This window comes from Rhodococcus sp. T7 (assembly GCF_009872365.1).
Taxonomy (GTDB): Bacteria; Actinomycetota; Actinomycetes; order Mycobacteriales; family Mycobacteriaceae; genus Rhodococcus_F.
This window is the reverse complement of record NZ_WXYH01000067.1, coordinates 1-12,580: the sequence shown is the minus strand read 5'-3', so window position 1 is coordinate 12,580 and position 12,580 is coordinate 1. Positions and strand designations below refer to the sequence as shown.

At 66.2% G+C, this 12,580-nt stretch carries 17 protein-coding genes; 7 read left to right on the top strand and 10 right to left on the bottom strand.

All coding sequences use genetic code 11. The features are described from left to right. Positions 1-198, top strand: a 198-nt coding sequence (locus MLGJGCBP_RS51590; protein ID WP_236580994.1) for a hypothetical protein, incomplete at its 5' end; no start/stop codon positions are given. 306 nt (positions 199-504) lie between these two features. On the opposite strand, the gene MLGJGCBP_RS09530 is transcribed toward MLGJGCBP_RS51590, so the two are convergent. Beyond that, complete coding sequence (locus tag MLGJGCBP_RS09530; RefSeq protein ID WP_160095063.1) at positions 505-777, bottom strand: hypothetical protein; 273 nt, start codon at positions 775-777, stop codon at positions 505-507. A gap of 152 nt (positions 778-929) precedes the next feature. On the opposite strand from MLGJGCBP_RS09530, the gene MLGJGCBP_RS09525 reads away from it, so the two are divergent. Together MLGJGCBP_RS09525 and MLGJGCBP_RS09520 are read left to right on the top strand one after the other, a co-directional pair. Next, positions 930-1,454, top strand: coding sequence for a hypothetical protein (locus MLGJGCBP_RS09525; protein WP_160095061.1), 525 nt, complete (start codon positions 930-932; stop codon positions 1,452-1,454). 416 nt (positions 1,455-1,870) lie between these two features. Further along, positions 1,871-2,374, top strand: a complete 504-nt coding sequence (locus MLGJGCBP_RS09520) for a hypothetical protein (protein WP_160095059.1) — start codon at positions 1,871-1,873, stop codon at positions 2,372-2,374. A gap of 399 nt (positions 2,375-2,773) precedes the next feature. On the opposite strand, the gene MLGJGCBP_RS50405 is transcribed toward MLGJGCBP_RS09520, so the two are convergent. Beyond that, positions 2,774-2,944 (bottom strand): hypothetical protein, encoded by a 171-nt coding sequence (locus tag MLGJGCBP_RS50405; protein WP_201453006.1) that lies wholly within the window; start codon positions 2,942-2,944, stop codon positions 2,774-2,776. A 213-nt stretch (positions 2,945-3,157) separates the two neighbouring features. Between MLGJGCBP_RS50405 and MLGJGCBP_RS09515 the strand changes: the two genes are divergently transcribed. Continuing rightward, complete coding sequence (locus tag MLGJGCBP_RS09515; protein WP_160095057.1) at positions 3,158-3,658, top strand: N-formylglutamate amidohydrolase; 501 nt, start codon at positions 3,158-3,160, stop codon at positions 3,656-3,658. Between the two features lie 735 nt (positions 3,659-4,393). Then, positions 4,394-5,341: a phosphatidylserine/phosphatidylglycerophosphate/cardiolipin synthase family protein gene (locus MLGJGCBP_RS09510; protein ID WP_160095055.1), complete on the top strand. Its 948-nt coding sequence runs from the start codon at positions 4,394-4,396 to the stop codon at positions 5,339-5,341. Positions 5,342-5,631: 290 nt separating this feature from the next. Here MLGJGCBP_RS09510 and MLGJGCBP_RS09505 read toward each other — a convergent pair whose 3' ends face one another. The 6 genes from MLGJGCBP_RS09505 to MLGJGCBP_RS09480 form a co-directional block, all read right to left on the bottom strand. Next, positions 5,632-5,901: a hypothetical protein gene (locus tag MLGJGCBP_RS09505; RefSeq protein ID WP_160095053.1), complete on the bottom strand. Its 270-nt coding sequence runs from the start codon at positions 5,899-5,901 to the stop codon at positions 5,632-5,634. Next, a complete protein-coding gene (locus MLGJGCBP_RS09500) occupies positions 5,898-6,188 on the bottom strand; it encodes a hypothetical protein (RefSeq protein WP_160095051.1) in 291 nt (96 codons plus the stop codon). The genes MLGJGCBP_RS09505 and MLGJGCBP_RS09500 overlap by 4 nt, the downstream gene beginning before the upstream one ends. A gap of 211 nt (positions 6,189-6,399) precedes the next feature. Next, on the bottom strand, positions 6,400-6,708 hold the full coding sequence (locus MLGJGCBP_RS51585) for a hypothetical protein (RefSeq protein ID WP_236580993.1): 309 nt from the start codon (positions 6,706-6,708) through the stop codon (positions 6,400-6,402). Continuing rightward, on the bottom strand, positions 6,701-7,015 hold the full coding sequence (locus MLGJGCBP_RS09490; RefSeq protein ID WP_160095049.1) for a DUF7463 family protein: 315 nt from the start codon (positions 7,013-7,015) through the stop codon (positions 6,701-6,703). The genes MLGJGCBP_RS51585 and MLGJGCBP_RS09490 overlap by 8 nt, the downstream gene beginning before the upstream one ends. Positions 7,016-7,099: 84 nt before the next feature. Beyond that, positions 7,100-7,294 (bottom strand): hypothetical protein, encoded by a 195-nt coding sequence (locus MLGJGCBP_RS09485; protein ID WP_160095047.1) that lies wholly within the window; start codon positions 7,292-7,294, stop codon positions 7,100-7,102. A 39-nt stretch (positions 7,295-7,333) separates the two neighbouring features. Beyond that, the gene (locus MLGJGCBP_RS09480; protein WP_236580992.1) at positions 7,334-7,768 is read right to left on the bottom strand and encodes a hypothetical protein; all 435 of its coding nucleotides are present in this window, start codon (positions 7,766-7,768) and stop codon (positions 7,334-7,336) included. A 277-nt stretch (positions 7,769-8,045) separates the two neighbouring features. Here MLGJGCBP_RS09480 and MLGJGCBP_RS09475 point away from each other — a divergent pair, with 277 nt between their 5' ends. Then, a complete protein-coding gene (locus MLGJGCBP_RS09475; RefSeq protein ID WP_005257276.1) occupies positions 8,046-8,291 on the top strand; it encodes a helix-turn-helix transcriptional regulator in 246 nt (81 codons plus the stop codon). A gap of 305 nt (positions 8,292-8,596) precedes the next feature. Here MLGJGCBP_RS09475 and MLGJGCBP_RS09470 read toward each other — a convergent pair whose 3' ends face one another. Further along, positions 8,597-9,820 carry a cytochrome P450 gene (locus MLGJGCBP_RS09470; RefSeq protein ID WP_160095045.1) on the bottom strand — a complete coding sequence of 408 codons (1,224 nt, stop codon included), beginning with the start codon at positions 9,818-9,820 and terminating at the stop codon, positions 8,597-8,599. 255 nt (positions 9,821-10,075) lie between these two features. Here MLGJGCBP_RS09470 and MLGJGCBP_RS09465 point away from each other — a divergent pair, with 255 nt between their 5' ends. Continuing rightward, the gene (locus MLGJGCBP_RS09465) at positions 10,076-10,882 is read left to right on the top strand and encodes a hypothetical protein (RefSeq protein ID WP_160095043.1); all 807 of its coding nucleotides are present in this window, start codon (positions 10,076-10,078) and stop codon (positions 10,880-10,882) included. Positions 10,883-11,410: 528 nt separating this feature from the next. Here the strand turns inward: MLGJGCBP_RS09465 and MLGJGCBP_RS09460 are convergent. Further along, on the bottom strand, positions 11,411-12,370 hold the full coding sequence (locus tag MLGJGCBP_RS09460) for an ADP-ribosylglycohydrolase family protein (protein ID WP_236580995.1): 960 nt from the start codon (positions 12,368-12,370) through the stop codon (positions 11,411-11,413). Positions 12,371-12,580: the final 210 nt, after the last annotated feature.

Below are 12,580 nucleotides of genomic sequence, written 5' to 3'. Positions count from 1 at the left end.
CAACGGCGGAAGGTCCACAGCGTTTCGTCAGGCGGTCGGAATCGGCGGTGCTGGGCACCCGCAGCGACCAACCGGCCGCGGGTAGGTCTCGAGCAACGCCAGCGCCGAGTCGACCACCCCACCCCGACGCCCAACACGACCAATGGCTGGGCGGCGCAGGAAGGTGAGGTGGATGTGGCTCAGGCCCGGACCGTGTGATGTGTGGCATGGACGTTGACCTTTATCCCATCGGTGGCGGGTGCCACGGCGATCGGACACGCCAGATCTGGTCCCCACGCCCCGCGCGGCCGATCACGTCGATTTCGTCATCGGCCGCGGCGGTATCGGTGGGGATGGACTCGGTGAGTCTTCCTCCTTCCCGGCGAGGAGGCGTGTGCGCCTTCGCGGGTGTCGATGACCGCTACGAACGACCGTCATGCCGCCCAGCGCTCGTAGACGGCGGCAGAACTATTCCCGTGACGATCGTCCGCAGCCATCGCGATATTGCCGCGGTGCTCCACCCGATCAGATAGGTGCAAGCCAGGACTGCAGGGGCGGCTCTGCCCCGACCCGGCGGTGCAGTTCGCTTTCTTGGTCGTCGGTGAGGGCTCCCATCGGCGTGTGCGACGTGGTGGTGCCGAGTCCGCGCATCCTCGGCAGTGACGTCGTTGCGGCGATCAATGGGAGACCGGAGAGCGCCAACTGCAGCCGCACGATGGTGTAGTGCAATTCGAGGGCTCGCTCGCTGTGGTGCTGCCGGTGAGCCCGGTAGAGGGCGACGAACAGTTCCGGTGCCACGTCGGCAAGGGTGGGGACGGCGGAACTGGCCCAAGCACTCCGGCTGGGTACTCGGGAAACTGCGAATCGTCACCTCGGGATTCCAGGGAGCACCGCAGCACCCTCCGACACCAGCACAGTCGACCGGCCCACACACCGATAGCCTCGTCGGCATGCTGCACGCGTTCGTCGACGAGAACAAGACCCGCGGAATCACCGTCGTGGCCGCGATCGCGGACCCCCGCGCCGTCGACACCGCCCGTAAAGCCCTCACCGCCCTACGGCTGCGCGGACAGGAGCGCATCCACTTCAAATCCGAACGCGACTCCCGGCGCCGACAGATCTGCTCGACGATCACCGCCCTCGACGTCCACGTCCGCGTGTACGACGCCACCACGCTCGATGCGAAGACCGGCCGCACCCGGTGCCTCGAACAGCTCGTCACCGACCTCGCCGCCGAGGGCGCTTCCCGGCTGGTCCTCGAGCAAGACGACTCGCTCGTCAAGGCCGACCGCGCCACCCTCTACACCGCCACCCGCCGCCACGGTGTCGAGGAGAAGCTGCGCTACCAGCACCTGCCCGCACGCAGCGAACCGATGCTCTGGATCCCGGACGCCGTGGCCTGGTGCCTCGCCCGCGGTGGACAATGGCCGGCCCGCGTCGCACCGATCATCACCACACACCAGGCCATCCGCTGACACTGACCGCCCCCAGACAGCGCGAAACCCGGCTCACCAACCGTCCGGAAGGCTGCCGGGTCCACATTCGAGGCGCTACTGCACCTCGCACCATCATTGTGCCGTCTCCACGCCACCACTGTCCACACCGCACCGAATCCAACCCGCACCCATCCATCCACCGTCACCGGATCCAGAACACCGATCAGTCCCGCCCCAATCACGCACCAGATACACCCACACCGATTCCTCGATGAAGTGACTGCCGCGCTCGAGCGCGCGACAGGTACGCCTCCGGAATCGGAACCATCTGCCGGTAGCGGCGGCAGTGCCGCAATAGGATACGTCGACAAAACGACATACACCCCTGATCGATCCGCCGCTGACGTCTGGGCGGAGCGCTGACGCGGTCCGTCCTCACACCGACAGGAGTACCCATGTTCAAGTTCTTTCGTCGCAGATCCGCGACCGCCAGCGATCAGACCCCACCGCAGCAGCCGGGGGTCGGACAGAGCGCGGAATCAGCATCGCCGGCGGACCTCGCGCGGGTCAGGCTATTCGCGAGCGACTTCGCCGTCAGTGGTCCCTTCGTCGAGCCGGACAGCGACGAACACGACCTCTGGCAAGCCGGCAAGCTCGTGCCCTGGTACATCAGCCATCTCCTCGACAGTGGCCGACACTCCGGGCCCACGGTCGACATCGCCTGCCACGCAGAAGAACCCGCCGTCGACCTGTGGGAAGCCGGCCAGCTCTACCCCACCTGGGACCAGACCGTAGCCCTAGCTCGACTTCTCGACGTGCGAGTACGCGACCTCACCCACCCCGACGCGCGCCCTCACCACCACACGAACCGCCCCCAACGCCGGCTTCGTGACATGGCCATCCTGTCATTCGAGCCGTCCGCGGTCCACGCCGCGACAGAGTGCCGCACGATCGTCTGACCCGCAGCAACAGTAACGACCTGCGACGGCCCGGAAGCCGCCATGGCCGCAACCCCATCCGGGCTTCCCCGCCAGTCGTCACCGCGGTTGCGATGTCCGTCAGGCAGGAGTGCGGTGCGGTGCGCCCGAGCGCCGTTCGGGTACAGATGCGCGAACTCCCATCCATCCGCCTCCGGTGCTTCGTCGACGGTCCAGGTCAGCACATGGCCGTGGCCGGAGCCGCGTTTCTTCCCGATCGACACGATGGGCTCGAGCATCTCCGCGACCGCCGCCGGGTCGCCGACCGCCCGCCACACCAAATGACGACACACCGTGAGCGGGAGAGGCATCAACCAGGAGCGGTAGCGGCCCTGCCGTTCGGACACCAGCGCAGGCAGCGAGGGCTCTGCACGGGCGGAATCATGTCGGATCCCACGGCGATCGTTCGAGACTGTTGAGCTCATCGAGGACCTGGTCGACCGCGGTGGTCGGGCGGAAATCTTTGCCGCCCTCCGACGCCCGGAGCCGGTCACGTACGTAGGCGAGCATGGCGAGTTCACGCTCGAGGTCTGCTGCGGTTCGGTCGCTCACGGTCGCATCCTGCCCTGAGTGGGCGGTGATCAGAATTGTGCCGCTCGGCGGCGTCGGGAAGAAAGCTGGCAGTGCGGCAGTCCTGCCAACGCTCCATCCAGAGGGGACATGTCGTCGCCGCAGGTCAAATCCTATTCTGCCGGACCAGTCGTCGGACGGGACGAACCGCCGTCGCCCTGCCGGCCGTATATCGGCGCACCGTACCCTTGCCCCATGCCAGCGCGCCCCGGAAACCTCAGCGCCAACCACGACGAGGCGCTGCCGTCTCTGGCCGCCGATGACATCTCAGCGGATCCGCACATCATCACAGCGCAGGCCCGCACCGGAACGGACATCGAGCTGCGGATCCACACGTCCACCGCACCGTTCGACGTCGCGGCCGAGCAGTGGTTCCCCGCCGCGGCCGGGTTCGCCGTCACCGTCACCGTGCACACCGTCGACGCGCAGACGGGCGTGCCGCGGTATCTGCCGCCGGCCGAGCCCGCCGAGTGGGCACGGGCGATCTTCTCAACCGTCGACAACGCGCACGGGTACTTCCTCGGCGCCGTCCACCCGGACACCGGCGCCCATCGACGCGGACAGCTCACATACCGCCTCTACCTCGACACCGACCGCCAGGCGATTCCCGTTCCTCGGCAGGTGGTCACCTGCCCGCACTACCTGCTATCGGCCATCGACGGCAGAGCCGAGATCACCATTCCCACGACGGCCTGACCCGGCCGGCCGGACCGGAGCTGGACCACGGTCTGCGGGCGCCGCTTCCTCCGCTGTCCGATCTGCGCGACCTCCGAAGGGTGCGACCTTGAAGTCGCGTCCACGCTGCTCGCTTCTGCGGTTCCTCCATCCGTCTCGATCCGGCCCCCTGCCAATGACAGCTGGCCGCCGCTGCCCCACACGATCGAGGACGACGCCCTGGGGCGGAATCGAGACGGTTGATCCACCCGGGGACGGCCTGCGGCACTTGGATACACTTGTGCCACAAGCTCATTGCCACTTCTGAAGCCGACCACGACAGACCTCAGGGATCTCCCGGGTGGGAGCGCGGCGACAAGACTACCAGCGCACCGAACCCCAGAGCAGGGGACGTGTCATTTCTGCTGGTCAAAGAGCAATCCAGGTGCGGATACGACACCACCACCCACCGTCAGCGCTGATGTCGATCCGGTGCCGGCGGTGCGAGTTCACACACGGCGAGGCAAGCATGGCCGCGGCCGGCCGGCATCACAATCGCGGCGCTACCGGTCCGGTTAGACTTCCCCGCATGGCGCTTGGACTCACCAGGCGCACCCGCGCCCATCCCGTCGAACCCCTCGAACCTCGCCTACGCTCGGTTGACTCGGCTCGCCGCGGCCGCACCCGCTGCGCGAGTTCCGGGAAGCGCTGATTCGTTCGACCCGGCGCCGAGCCAATAGGGGTACAGCGCATCCCGTCCGCGCTACCGTTCGACGTATGGGGACGACATTTCACGGGCCGAGTCCCTGGCCGCACATCACCCGCGCGATTCGGGTGAGGGGGCCGCGCCATGCCGCAATTGCCTACCTCGGTGAGGACGCACCCACTCTGCTGCCGCTGCGGGCCGGCGATCTCCTCGTCGTGAACGCCTCCCGAGCCGCGGTGCGCGCACATGTGACCTCGCCGATTGCGCTCGCGTACTACGTCGAGGCCGGGGTCCGGGTGCTGTCGTCGCCGAACCTGCACGCCAACGTGATCGCCACCAGTCGGCGGGCGGTCATCGGCTCCGCGAATGCCTCCTACAGCTCGACCATCGCCGATGATGCCGTGGTCATCACCGATGACCCTGAGGTCGTCGCCGCCGTCCGGACGTTCATCGACGGTATCGACGAGATCACCGAGGTCGATCAGGTGTTTCTCGACAACGCCACCGCCACCTGGCAGATCGGGCGGGCGGTGCCGATCCCCGGGGTCGGTGGCCGGGTGCGCGCCGAGCTCGATTTCCTGCCCGTGCGGGTTACCCGGATGTTCCTGCGGCACATCGTCGAATACGAACCCAGCGCAACCGAGCAACAGGCATGGGCCGCCCAGGCGCACCGAACCGGCGCCGCCACCGGGCCGGCAGCGACATACCAGCTCGAATGGTTCCGCCTCGACGACCGGCGTGCCCGCCTCAGCCGCGGCGACGTCCTTATCTTCGTCACCGACGACAACGAATGGATCTACCCGCCGACGGTCGTGGACTCCGACGCCATCGCGATCCCTCACACCCACAGCGCCTTCGGCCATCTCCTGCTCACCCGAGCGGACCTGCAACCGCTGTCGGTTGCGGACGCCGAGCAGCAGCTCGCCGACCTCGGGCACCCCAACCCCCGGCTGGCCACCGACCACCGGATCGTCTCCGCCAGCCTGCGCGCCGCGATGCTCCGACTCTGGAACCTGTGACCTGCCTGTCCCCACGGAGGAACACCGGGGACGTGTCATATACGCAGCTCAGGCATACTTTATCCGGGCGTTGTGGGCGAGGCCGGCACCAGTGCTGACGAAGATCAACACAGCACCGCCCGCGACGAGAGCCCACCCTTGACACGGCCGGCGCGTACCGGGGCACTGTGATCGTTGGGGGCATCTCTACTCCTGTTGCGTTGCACGTGGGGTCGCGGTCGACGAGTTGCAGGTGCAGCGAGCTCGGGCACCCGTTCCGGTCTCACCTCGAGGATGACATCGATAGGCGGCTACCAGACTTCGCCGATCAGTAGGACCGTCACCAGGGCGTGGTCTTCGCGGTTCACTGTTGCGGTCGAGTTCCCGAGAAGGCTCTTGAGTAGTCCGGGGTCTTGGTGGACCTGATCGGTGAGGATGGTTGTGGTGTGCGAGGTGTTGACCGGGTGGGCATCGGTACCGAGTTCCTGGTGCATGGTCGACATCGCGGCGTCGAGTGCGTTCGTCAGGGCTTCCGGGATGGTTGTGGCCGTGGCCCATCCCCAGAAGGCGGCACGTTTCATCGGTCGGTCTCCATCGACTCAGGCAGCGCCGACTTCCTCGTCACGAGTGCGACGGTTACGACCAGGATGACGGCGCTGAGCAGCGCAGCGATCGTGACGGATCCTCGTTGAATTACCGTTGCGTCCGTGGAGGTCAGTGCGCTCAGCAGCATCGTTGCGCACCCTGCCAATGCGAGTGCAGCGACCCAGTTCATGAAGGCTCCGCTGTGCAGTAGCCGAAGCGATGGCGTCGTGAGTACGGCTACGACGATGATCAGCGCGAGGCCGATGTAGAACAGAGCGTTCACTGTTTTCCTCTCGTGAGATTGCGGGTGGTCAGAGCGTTAACCCCGTTCGGGGGTGCAGCGGCCCGCACCGGAAAGTCATGCACCCGCACGCCCGCGGGGGCAGCGTACCCAGCGTCACTGACCACTTCGAGAACGTCGTCGTGCAGTGCACCGATGCTCAGTCCGGCGGCGAGCGTGTGCGGGGCGAGGGCGTAAGTACGTGACTGCGGGTCTAGACCGCCGGTGTCAGGTACCAGCTGGTGCCGTTTGGCATTCCGAACAGGCCGTCGAAATATTTGCGGTGGCTGACACCGGTGTCCAGGTCGACGGTGCTGACGTCGGTAGCCCAGCGGACCGAGACCAGCGCGAACAGGTGTGCACCGGAGCCCGGTTCAGCCAGATCGTCGAACGGAGTGATCGTGACTTCGCTATCGGGGTGGTGCGGGGTGGCATGCAGGTGGCCGATGACTTGAACTTCCCGGCCGTTGATCAGGGCGCGATAGTCGCGGCGCGCAGTGGCTGTGTCGTTGCGGTCAGGCATCGGCGGCCTCCTCGAGAAGTTGATCGATCCGGACTGTCTTGCGGCCGCGGCGGTGTGCGCGGGCGAGGTTGCTGTAGACGCGGGCGCCGAGTCGTATCTGGTCGAGCATCCGGAAGATTCGCCAGTCGGCCAGATAGCCGGCGTCGCGTGCGTCTTGTTTCGACTTGGTGATCTGGTGGCCGAGCAATTCTATGATGCTGACCAGGTCCTCCTTGTCCCTGGCCAGCCACATCTGACGGGTGATGTGGCCGTTCCAGGGTTCGACACGGGGACGGGCGTCCCAGTCGGGCGGGAAGTACTCGCTCACCGTTCCGCCTCCCCCGCTTCGGTGTTCGCTTCGACGTGCATTACGGGGTCCTTTCGGCGGGCCGGTGACATTTTCGGGTGTGCGTCAGGCCGCAGCGGCGACCTCTCGGATCGGGTGCGAGATAAAGATGTCGAGGAGGTCGATCTCGGCCTTGGATCCGACGGCGAGGCGGACGGTCGCGAACCGCGACCCCGACTCGTCGCGGTGGTATCCGTGCACGCCGACGATGCGGTCGCGGGGGTGGTCCGGGGTAATGGCTTCGGCGAGGACGTTGGACATGAGAACTCCTTGTCAGTGGATTGTTGGAGGGTCTGCGGGTCAGGCGCGCGGAGCCGCGTTCAGCTCTGCCGCAATGGCGGCGGGGTCGCTCGCGGACTCCGCCAGTTCACACAGGTCGAAGGCGAGGCTCGCGGCCGTCCACCCCTCGACGAAGTCGGACATGATCTTGCGCCCGAGTCCGTCGCCGACGGCCAGACCTTCGAGTGCGCGGCGTACCCCCGCGCTGAGGGCATGCGAAAGGGTTTCCCCCTCCGCATGCGCGGCGCGCCCGACCTCGACGAAATCGACGGGCCGCAACTTGGACGGATGGGTGATCCATCCACCCTCAGGCGTGGCATACGGCTCGGGCACCACCGGCAGCAGGACCACCGATGCCCGCGAGCACTTGACCACGGTGTAGAGGCCACGACGCACGGTCCACGCGACCAGGTCGCCCTTCGCGAACCCGACCGGACGTGTTTCCAATTCTGCCATCTGAGCCCTTCCATACCCTCTTCCTCTTGCGGACTTCGCCTTCCACCATTACCTTACAGCTCCACAATGTATTGTCGCAAGCATGAAGTGATACCACATCACCCCGACAGGCACGCTGGCATTACATCCTCGAGCTGTAGGGTCTAGCGCATGGAACCCCCGCGTCACCGGACTATGCCCGGCTGCAGGCCGCCCTGCACCCGTAATTCGTCATCGTTCACTCGGCCGTACGTCTGCGACTCCGCGGTCCAGGCCACTACCTACCCGGAGATCTGAGATGGCCAACCCAAACAGGCTCACCTCGCAGGAGTGCATCGACCTGATCAAGGCCGAGTCCGGCACCGAGATCTCCGCCTCGACGTGGCGCTCGTACGTCGCCCGGGGGCAGGCGCCGGCCCCGGTCGAGAAGATCGGGCGAACGCCGCTGTGGAAGCGCGGCGAAGTCATCGAGTGGGCCAACAACAGACCCGGACAGGGCGCGCGCACCGATGTGCAGAAGCCTCGGCGCCGACGCTCAGAGTGATCGGCGTTCGCCCGCATTCGATGCCACTGGAATCAAGATCTTGCCCTGAACTGCACAGATGACATGTCCCTGCCCCGCCGGCTGTCTCTCCCGACCTCAGAACGCCCCCGTCCTCGCTGCGAGGACGGGGGCGTTTCGGCGTTCGGCGCTCCGCCGCTAGACGATTCCCCGAAGTCGGATACCGGGGTGAGCGAGCGACCCCGGCGACTCTTCGATGTCCGTTGGGAGTCAGAGCGGAGGGGACATGCCATCTTCGCAGGTCAGTCTCCTTTTGCCCTATGGTCGAGGTGGCGCCTCGGGCACCGTCAGTCACGTGTCCGGGCCGGAAGTGAATCGATGCCGCTGACGAATGCGGAGAGCAGCAGTTCCGGTTCGCCCACCGCGTGGAGTGCGGGGTGCGCGGTGAACAGTTCTTCGAGCATGACGCACAGCTCCAGCCGTGCGAGGTTCATGCCCAGGCAGTGGTGGATGTCTTTCGCACCGAAACCGAGATGCTTGCCTGCGTTCGACCGGGTGATGTCGAACCGGCCCGGACCGTCGAAGATGCGTTCGTCGTGGTTCGCGGACAGGTACCACATGACGACCTTGTCCCCCGCCGCGATGTGGGTGCCGCCGAGCTCGGTGTCGACGGTTGCGGTGCGCCGCATGTAGGGCACCGGGGAGGCGAAGCGGATCACCTCGTCGATCGTGTTGTCGATGTGGCCGGCGAAATCGGCGAGCAGCAATTCTTTCTGGTCGGGGTGCTCGCTGAGCAGATGCAGCGCCCAGGCCAACGCTTGCCGGGTGGTGTCGAACCCAGCCGTGATCAGCAGGATGACAAACGAACCGAACTCGGTCGGTGTGAGGGTCTCGCCGTCGACCGTCGTCGACACCAGCCGGGACGTCAGATCGTCGCCGGGGTCCGCCTTGCGTTTCTCGCCCAGTTCGAGGGCGTATCCGTAGATCCGACCCAGGCCGGCCGCGCCGCCGGGTGCGGTGACGAACTCCTGATCACCACCACCGGCGATGACGTCGGCCGCCGCGGCCAGGATCATCGGCCGGTCGTTCTCCGGGATCCCGAGCAGCTCACAGATCACCTGCACCGGCAACCGGGTCGCGACGTCGGGGACGAAGTCGAACTCGGCATCTCGGGGTAGGGCGGCGGCGATCTGCGCAGCGTAGCCGCGGACCCGCTCGGCGATGCCCCGCACCGACGCCGCGGTGAACGCCGATTGCACGATGCCCCGCAGACGCCGGTGACGGGGATCGTCCATGGCGATCATCGACATGGCGAACTCGAGGATCTCTGCCGGGACGTCGTCGATGGTGAAGCCCTTGGCCGAGGAGAAGACCTCCGGGTTCCGGCTCACCGTAACCACGTCGTCGTATCCGACGATCGACCAGAAGCCCGGACCGGCCGTTTCCGTGTGGAACTCGATCGGCGACCGCTGGCGAAGCTCCTCGAACATCGCACGCCGGCCCGCGAAGCTGCGGTCCCAGAACGCGCGTGATGCGGGCGAGATGATTTTTTCTGATGCAGAACCTGTCACCGGCCCCCCTCGGTCGTACATTGCCTGCGACCCTACTGGGGAAACAATGGTTTCGGCGGTGTCGTCGACAGATACGGAGCGCCCCAGAAGTGGTTGAGCGGGGACATTATCATCGGCGTGTCCGCGTTCGAGCACCTGAGTCGGCCACATCTTTTCACACCGGTTAGGCCACGCTGATCGGGCATCGCCGCAGGTCAATAGCTATCATCCAACGGTGCTCCGGCGGTGTGCGGGAGATGAATTGGGGAGGATCGTGTGACGTTGAGGGTTCGGCTCGGTGACCTGCGAGAGGTGCGCGATCATCCGTTGGGGGTGACCGAGGCAGGGTTTCGGGCCGGGTTGACCCAGCAGGATGCCTTCAGCAGAGGTCGTGGCCCGTTTCCCGGTGATGCCGGTGACGTCTTTTCCGAGCGTGAACTGTTCGTCACCGCGCCGGACGACGAGGTGCTCGCGGTGGCGACGATCACCGGGGTCCGCGAGTACGACGACGAACTCGTCGTCGACGCGGATCTGGTTGTCGATCACGAGCGGGTGGGGACGAGGCTGCTGATCCGAACCCCGGCCGAGAACGTGTTCTCCTGCGCGGATGAGGAATCGGCGTGGGCGGGCTCGGTCGAGCGGGTGCGGTGGGTGTACGTGCGGGCGTTGGTCGAGGTCGCAACGGTCAAGACTTCCTCGTACGATCGTCGGCTCGCGAGCGCGGATCCTGCTGCCGATCCCGAGTTGTCCTTGGCCACTGCCGACGAGGCGATGCAGGTGGTGCCGCGGTACGTGATGATTCACCGCAGCGGGAAGCTGCGTCTCGGTGGGCCGTATGCCGACACCGCGGACTGGGACGGCTTCGTCGATCCCTGGACGGACTACGGGTACGTCGATTGCCTGCGGCTCGACGACGTCCTGGGCACCAGCGGTGATCTCGACATCGACGTGCTTCGGCCGCTCACCTCGCGTGCCGCTGCCGCGGAACTCCTCGAGTCCTTGGGGTGGGACAAGGTCATCCGCCGATTCGTCGACGCCCGTACCCCTGCGAGGTGGTCCACCGGGAAGCGCGGTTTGCGCTAACACCTCGGCTGACCTGCAGTGATGACACGTCCCCCGCACATCTGGGGCCCACCGAAATGGGCTGACGCGATCCTCGCCCACACATGACGAAACCCCAACCCCGGGAGCGGGGCTGGGGTTTCGTATTCCAGGTCAGGCCTTACGCAGTTCCCTGTAGGCGAGCGTCCGGGTGGTGATCGTTTCACTGAGGTCGGTGACCGCATGTAGTTACGGTCAAAAGCCGGCGCAACTTCGGTTTAAGTCAGGTTTAAGTCGGACTCGCCCAGCCTTTGGTAACTGCCCGGGGCCTTGAAAGTGGGGTCGCCCGACACGAGGAGCGTTGCGGCCAGACTCTGCGGATCGGTCGGAGCCTCGACCTTGCTCGCGCTCTTGTCATTTGAGCCGTCACCGAAGCTTCCCGGCCAATATTGATCCGAAGCCGGGCCTCGCCAAGATAGCGAAATGCCCGCCGGCGCAGGTCGTGCCGACGGGCGAAGCGCTGGAGCGAATCCCGATCAACGAGCTGGTGGCGGCTCGTCGATATCGCGTTTACCTGGGCAGACGACACGTCCCCTGATGCGCTGCGGCGGCGAGCTCCTCGGCGTAGCGGGGCTCGAAAGTCGGATTGAGTCCGTTCGCTGCCCAGTAGTCGGGCTCAGGGTGCGCAGAGCCGATGATTCCGCCGGCGATGCAGGCGATGGAGTCCGAGTCGCCGTTGCTCGTCGAGGCCCAGGCGAGGGCCTGGGGGCCAGTCAGCGCGGGAGCGTCGCCGCCCGAGGCGGTTGCCATGTCGGCGACCAGGAGAGCCAGGGCTGCGGCGCTGGCCGATTCCCAGCCTTCACCAATGCCGGCGCACGGGTCGCCGTAGCTTGCCGGCTCGACATCCTGCAGTCGGTCCCGGCTGTCCGCGGCGCGCATCAGCGCGTCGGCCACGTCGTCATTCAAGCCATCTACCAGGAACGATGACACGTCCCCCGTGATCGGGGCGAGGACATCCTGCAGGTAGGGGTCCTCGGTCCAGGTGCTGGTGCCGTTGTAGATCTGCGCGGCAGTCGTGAGGGCATGTTCGAGGTACCGGCCGCGCTGGGTCGGGGCGTGGCGGGTGGCATCGGCGAGCAGCAGCGCCGGGACGACGGCCCGGGGGTGCTTGTGGGTGATCACGGCCTGCAGAGCGGTCAAGCCCAGCCAGTAGGGATCGGGGGCGAATGCGGTGGGGACCAGGCGCATCACGGCCCCGCAGCCGGCGGACTCGACGGCCCCGTCCCTGTCGTACCAACGGGCGCCGCTGCGTAGGTTTCTCAGGGACTTCATGCAGGTGCGGCCGGGGGCTCGGTTGTTGTCGGGGTCGACCTGCCACAGGAAGAACTGCCGGGTGATGGCGTCGGTAACTGCTTCGATGTCGTCGAAATCGGTCACATCGGCCAGAGCGTGGTGTACGGCGAGGGTCATCTGAGTGTCGTCGGATTTACCGACCGCAGACCTCCGAATACACCTTTGGCCTGCGCTTATTCGTAACGTACATGTGCGCAAGGAGGTCGCGGGGCGATTTCGGCGTGTTGTTGGTGATCTTGTTCGCCTGCCGCTTTCGCTGCGTCGACGACGGCTCTGGCCGTCGGATTGGTGTAGAGGAACGTCCGGGAGACGCCCTATTGACTGAACTAATACGAAAGTCTTCCCAGTTCAACGGGCATGTAACGGCTTCTTGCATTACTGTCTCCG

Coding starts and splice junctions, on each gene's coding strand:
- MLGJGCBP_RS09515 (WP_160095057.1), top strand. CDS start 3,158: ATGCCAGCGCGCCCCGGAAACCTCAGCGCCAACCACGACGAGGCGCTG.
- MLGJGCBP_RS09480 (WP_236580992.1), bottom strand. CDS start 7,768: ATGGCAGAATTGGAAACACGTCCGGTCGGGTTCGCGAAGGGCGACCTG.
- MLGJGCBP_RS09510 (WP_160095055.1), top strand. CDS start 4,394: ATGGGGACGACATTTCACGGGCCGAGTCCCTGGCCGCACATCACCCGC.
- MLGJGCBP_RS09525 (WP_160095061.1), top strand. CDS start 930: ATGCTGCACGCGTTCGTCGACGAGAACAAGACCCGCGGAATCACCGTC.
- MLGJGCBP_RS09520 (WP_160095059.1), top strand. CDS start 1,871: ATGTTCAAGTTCTTTCGTCGCAGATCCGCGACCGCCAGCGATCAGACC.
- MLGJGCBP_RS09505 (WP_160095053.1), bottom strand. CDS start 5,901: ATGAAACGTGCCGCCTTCTGGGGATGGGCCACGGCCACAACCATCCCG.
- MLGJGCBP_RS09485 (WP_160095047.1), bottom strand. CDS start 7,294: ATGTCCAACGTCCTCGCCGAAGCCATTACCCCGGACCACCCCCGCGAC.
- MLGJGCBP_RS51585 (WP_236580993.1), bottom strand. CDS start 6,708: ATGCCTGACCGCAACGACACAGCCACTGCGCGCCGCGACTATCGCGCC.
- MLGJGCBP_RS09475 (WP_005257276.1), top strand. CDS start 8,046: ATGGCCAACCCAAACAGGCTCACCTCGCAGGAGTGCATCGACCTGATC.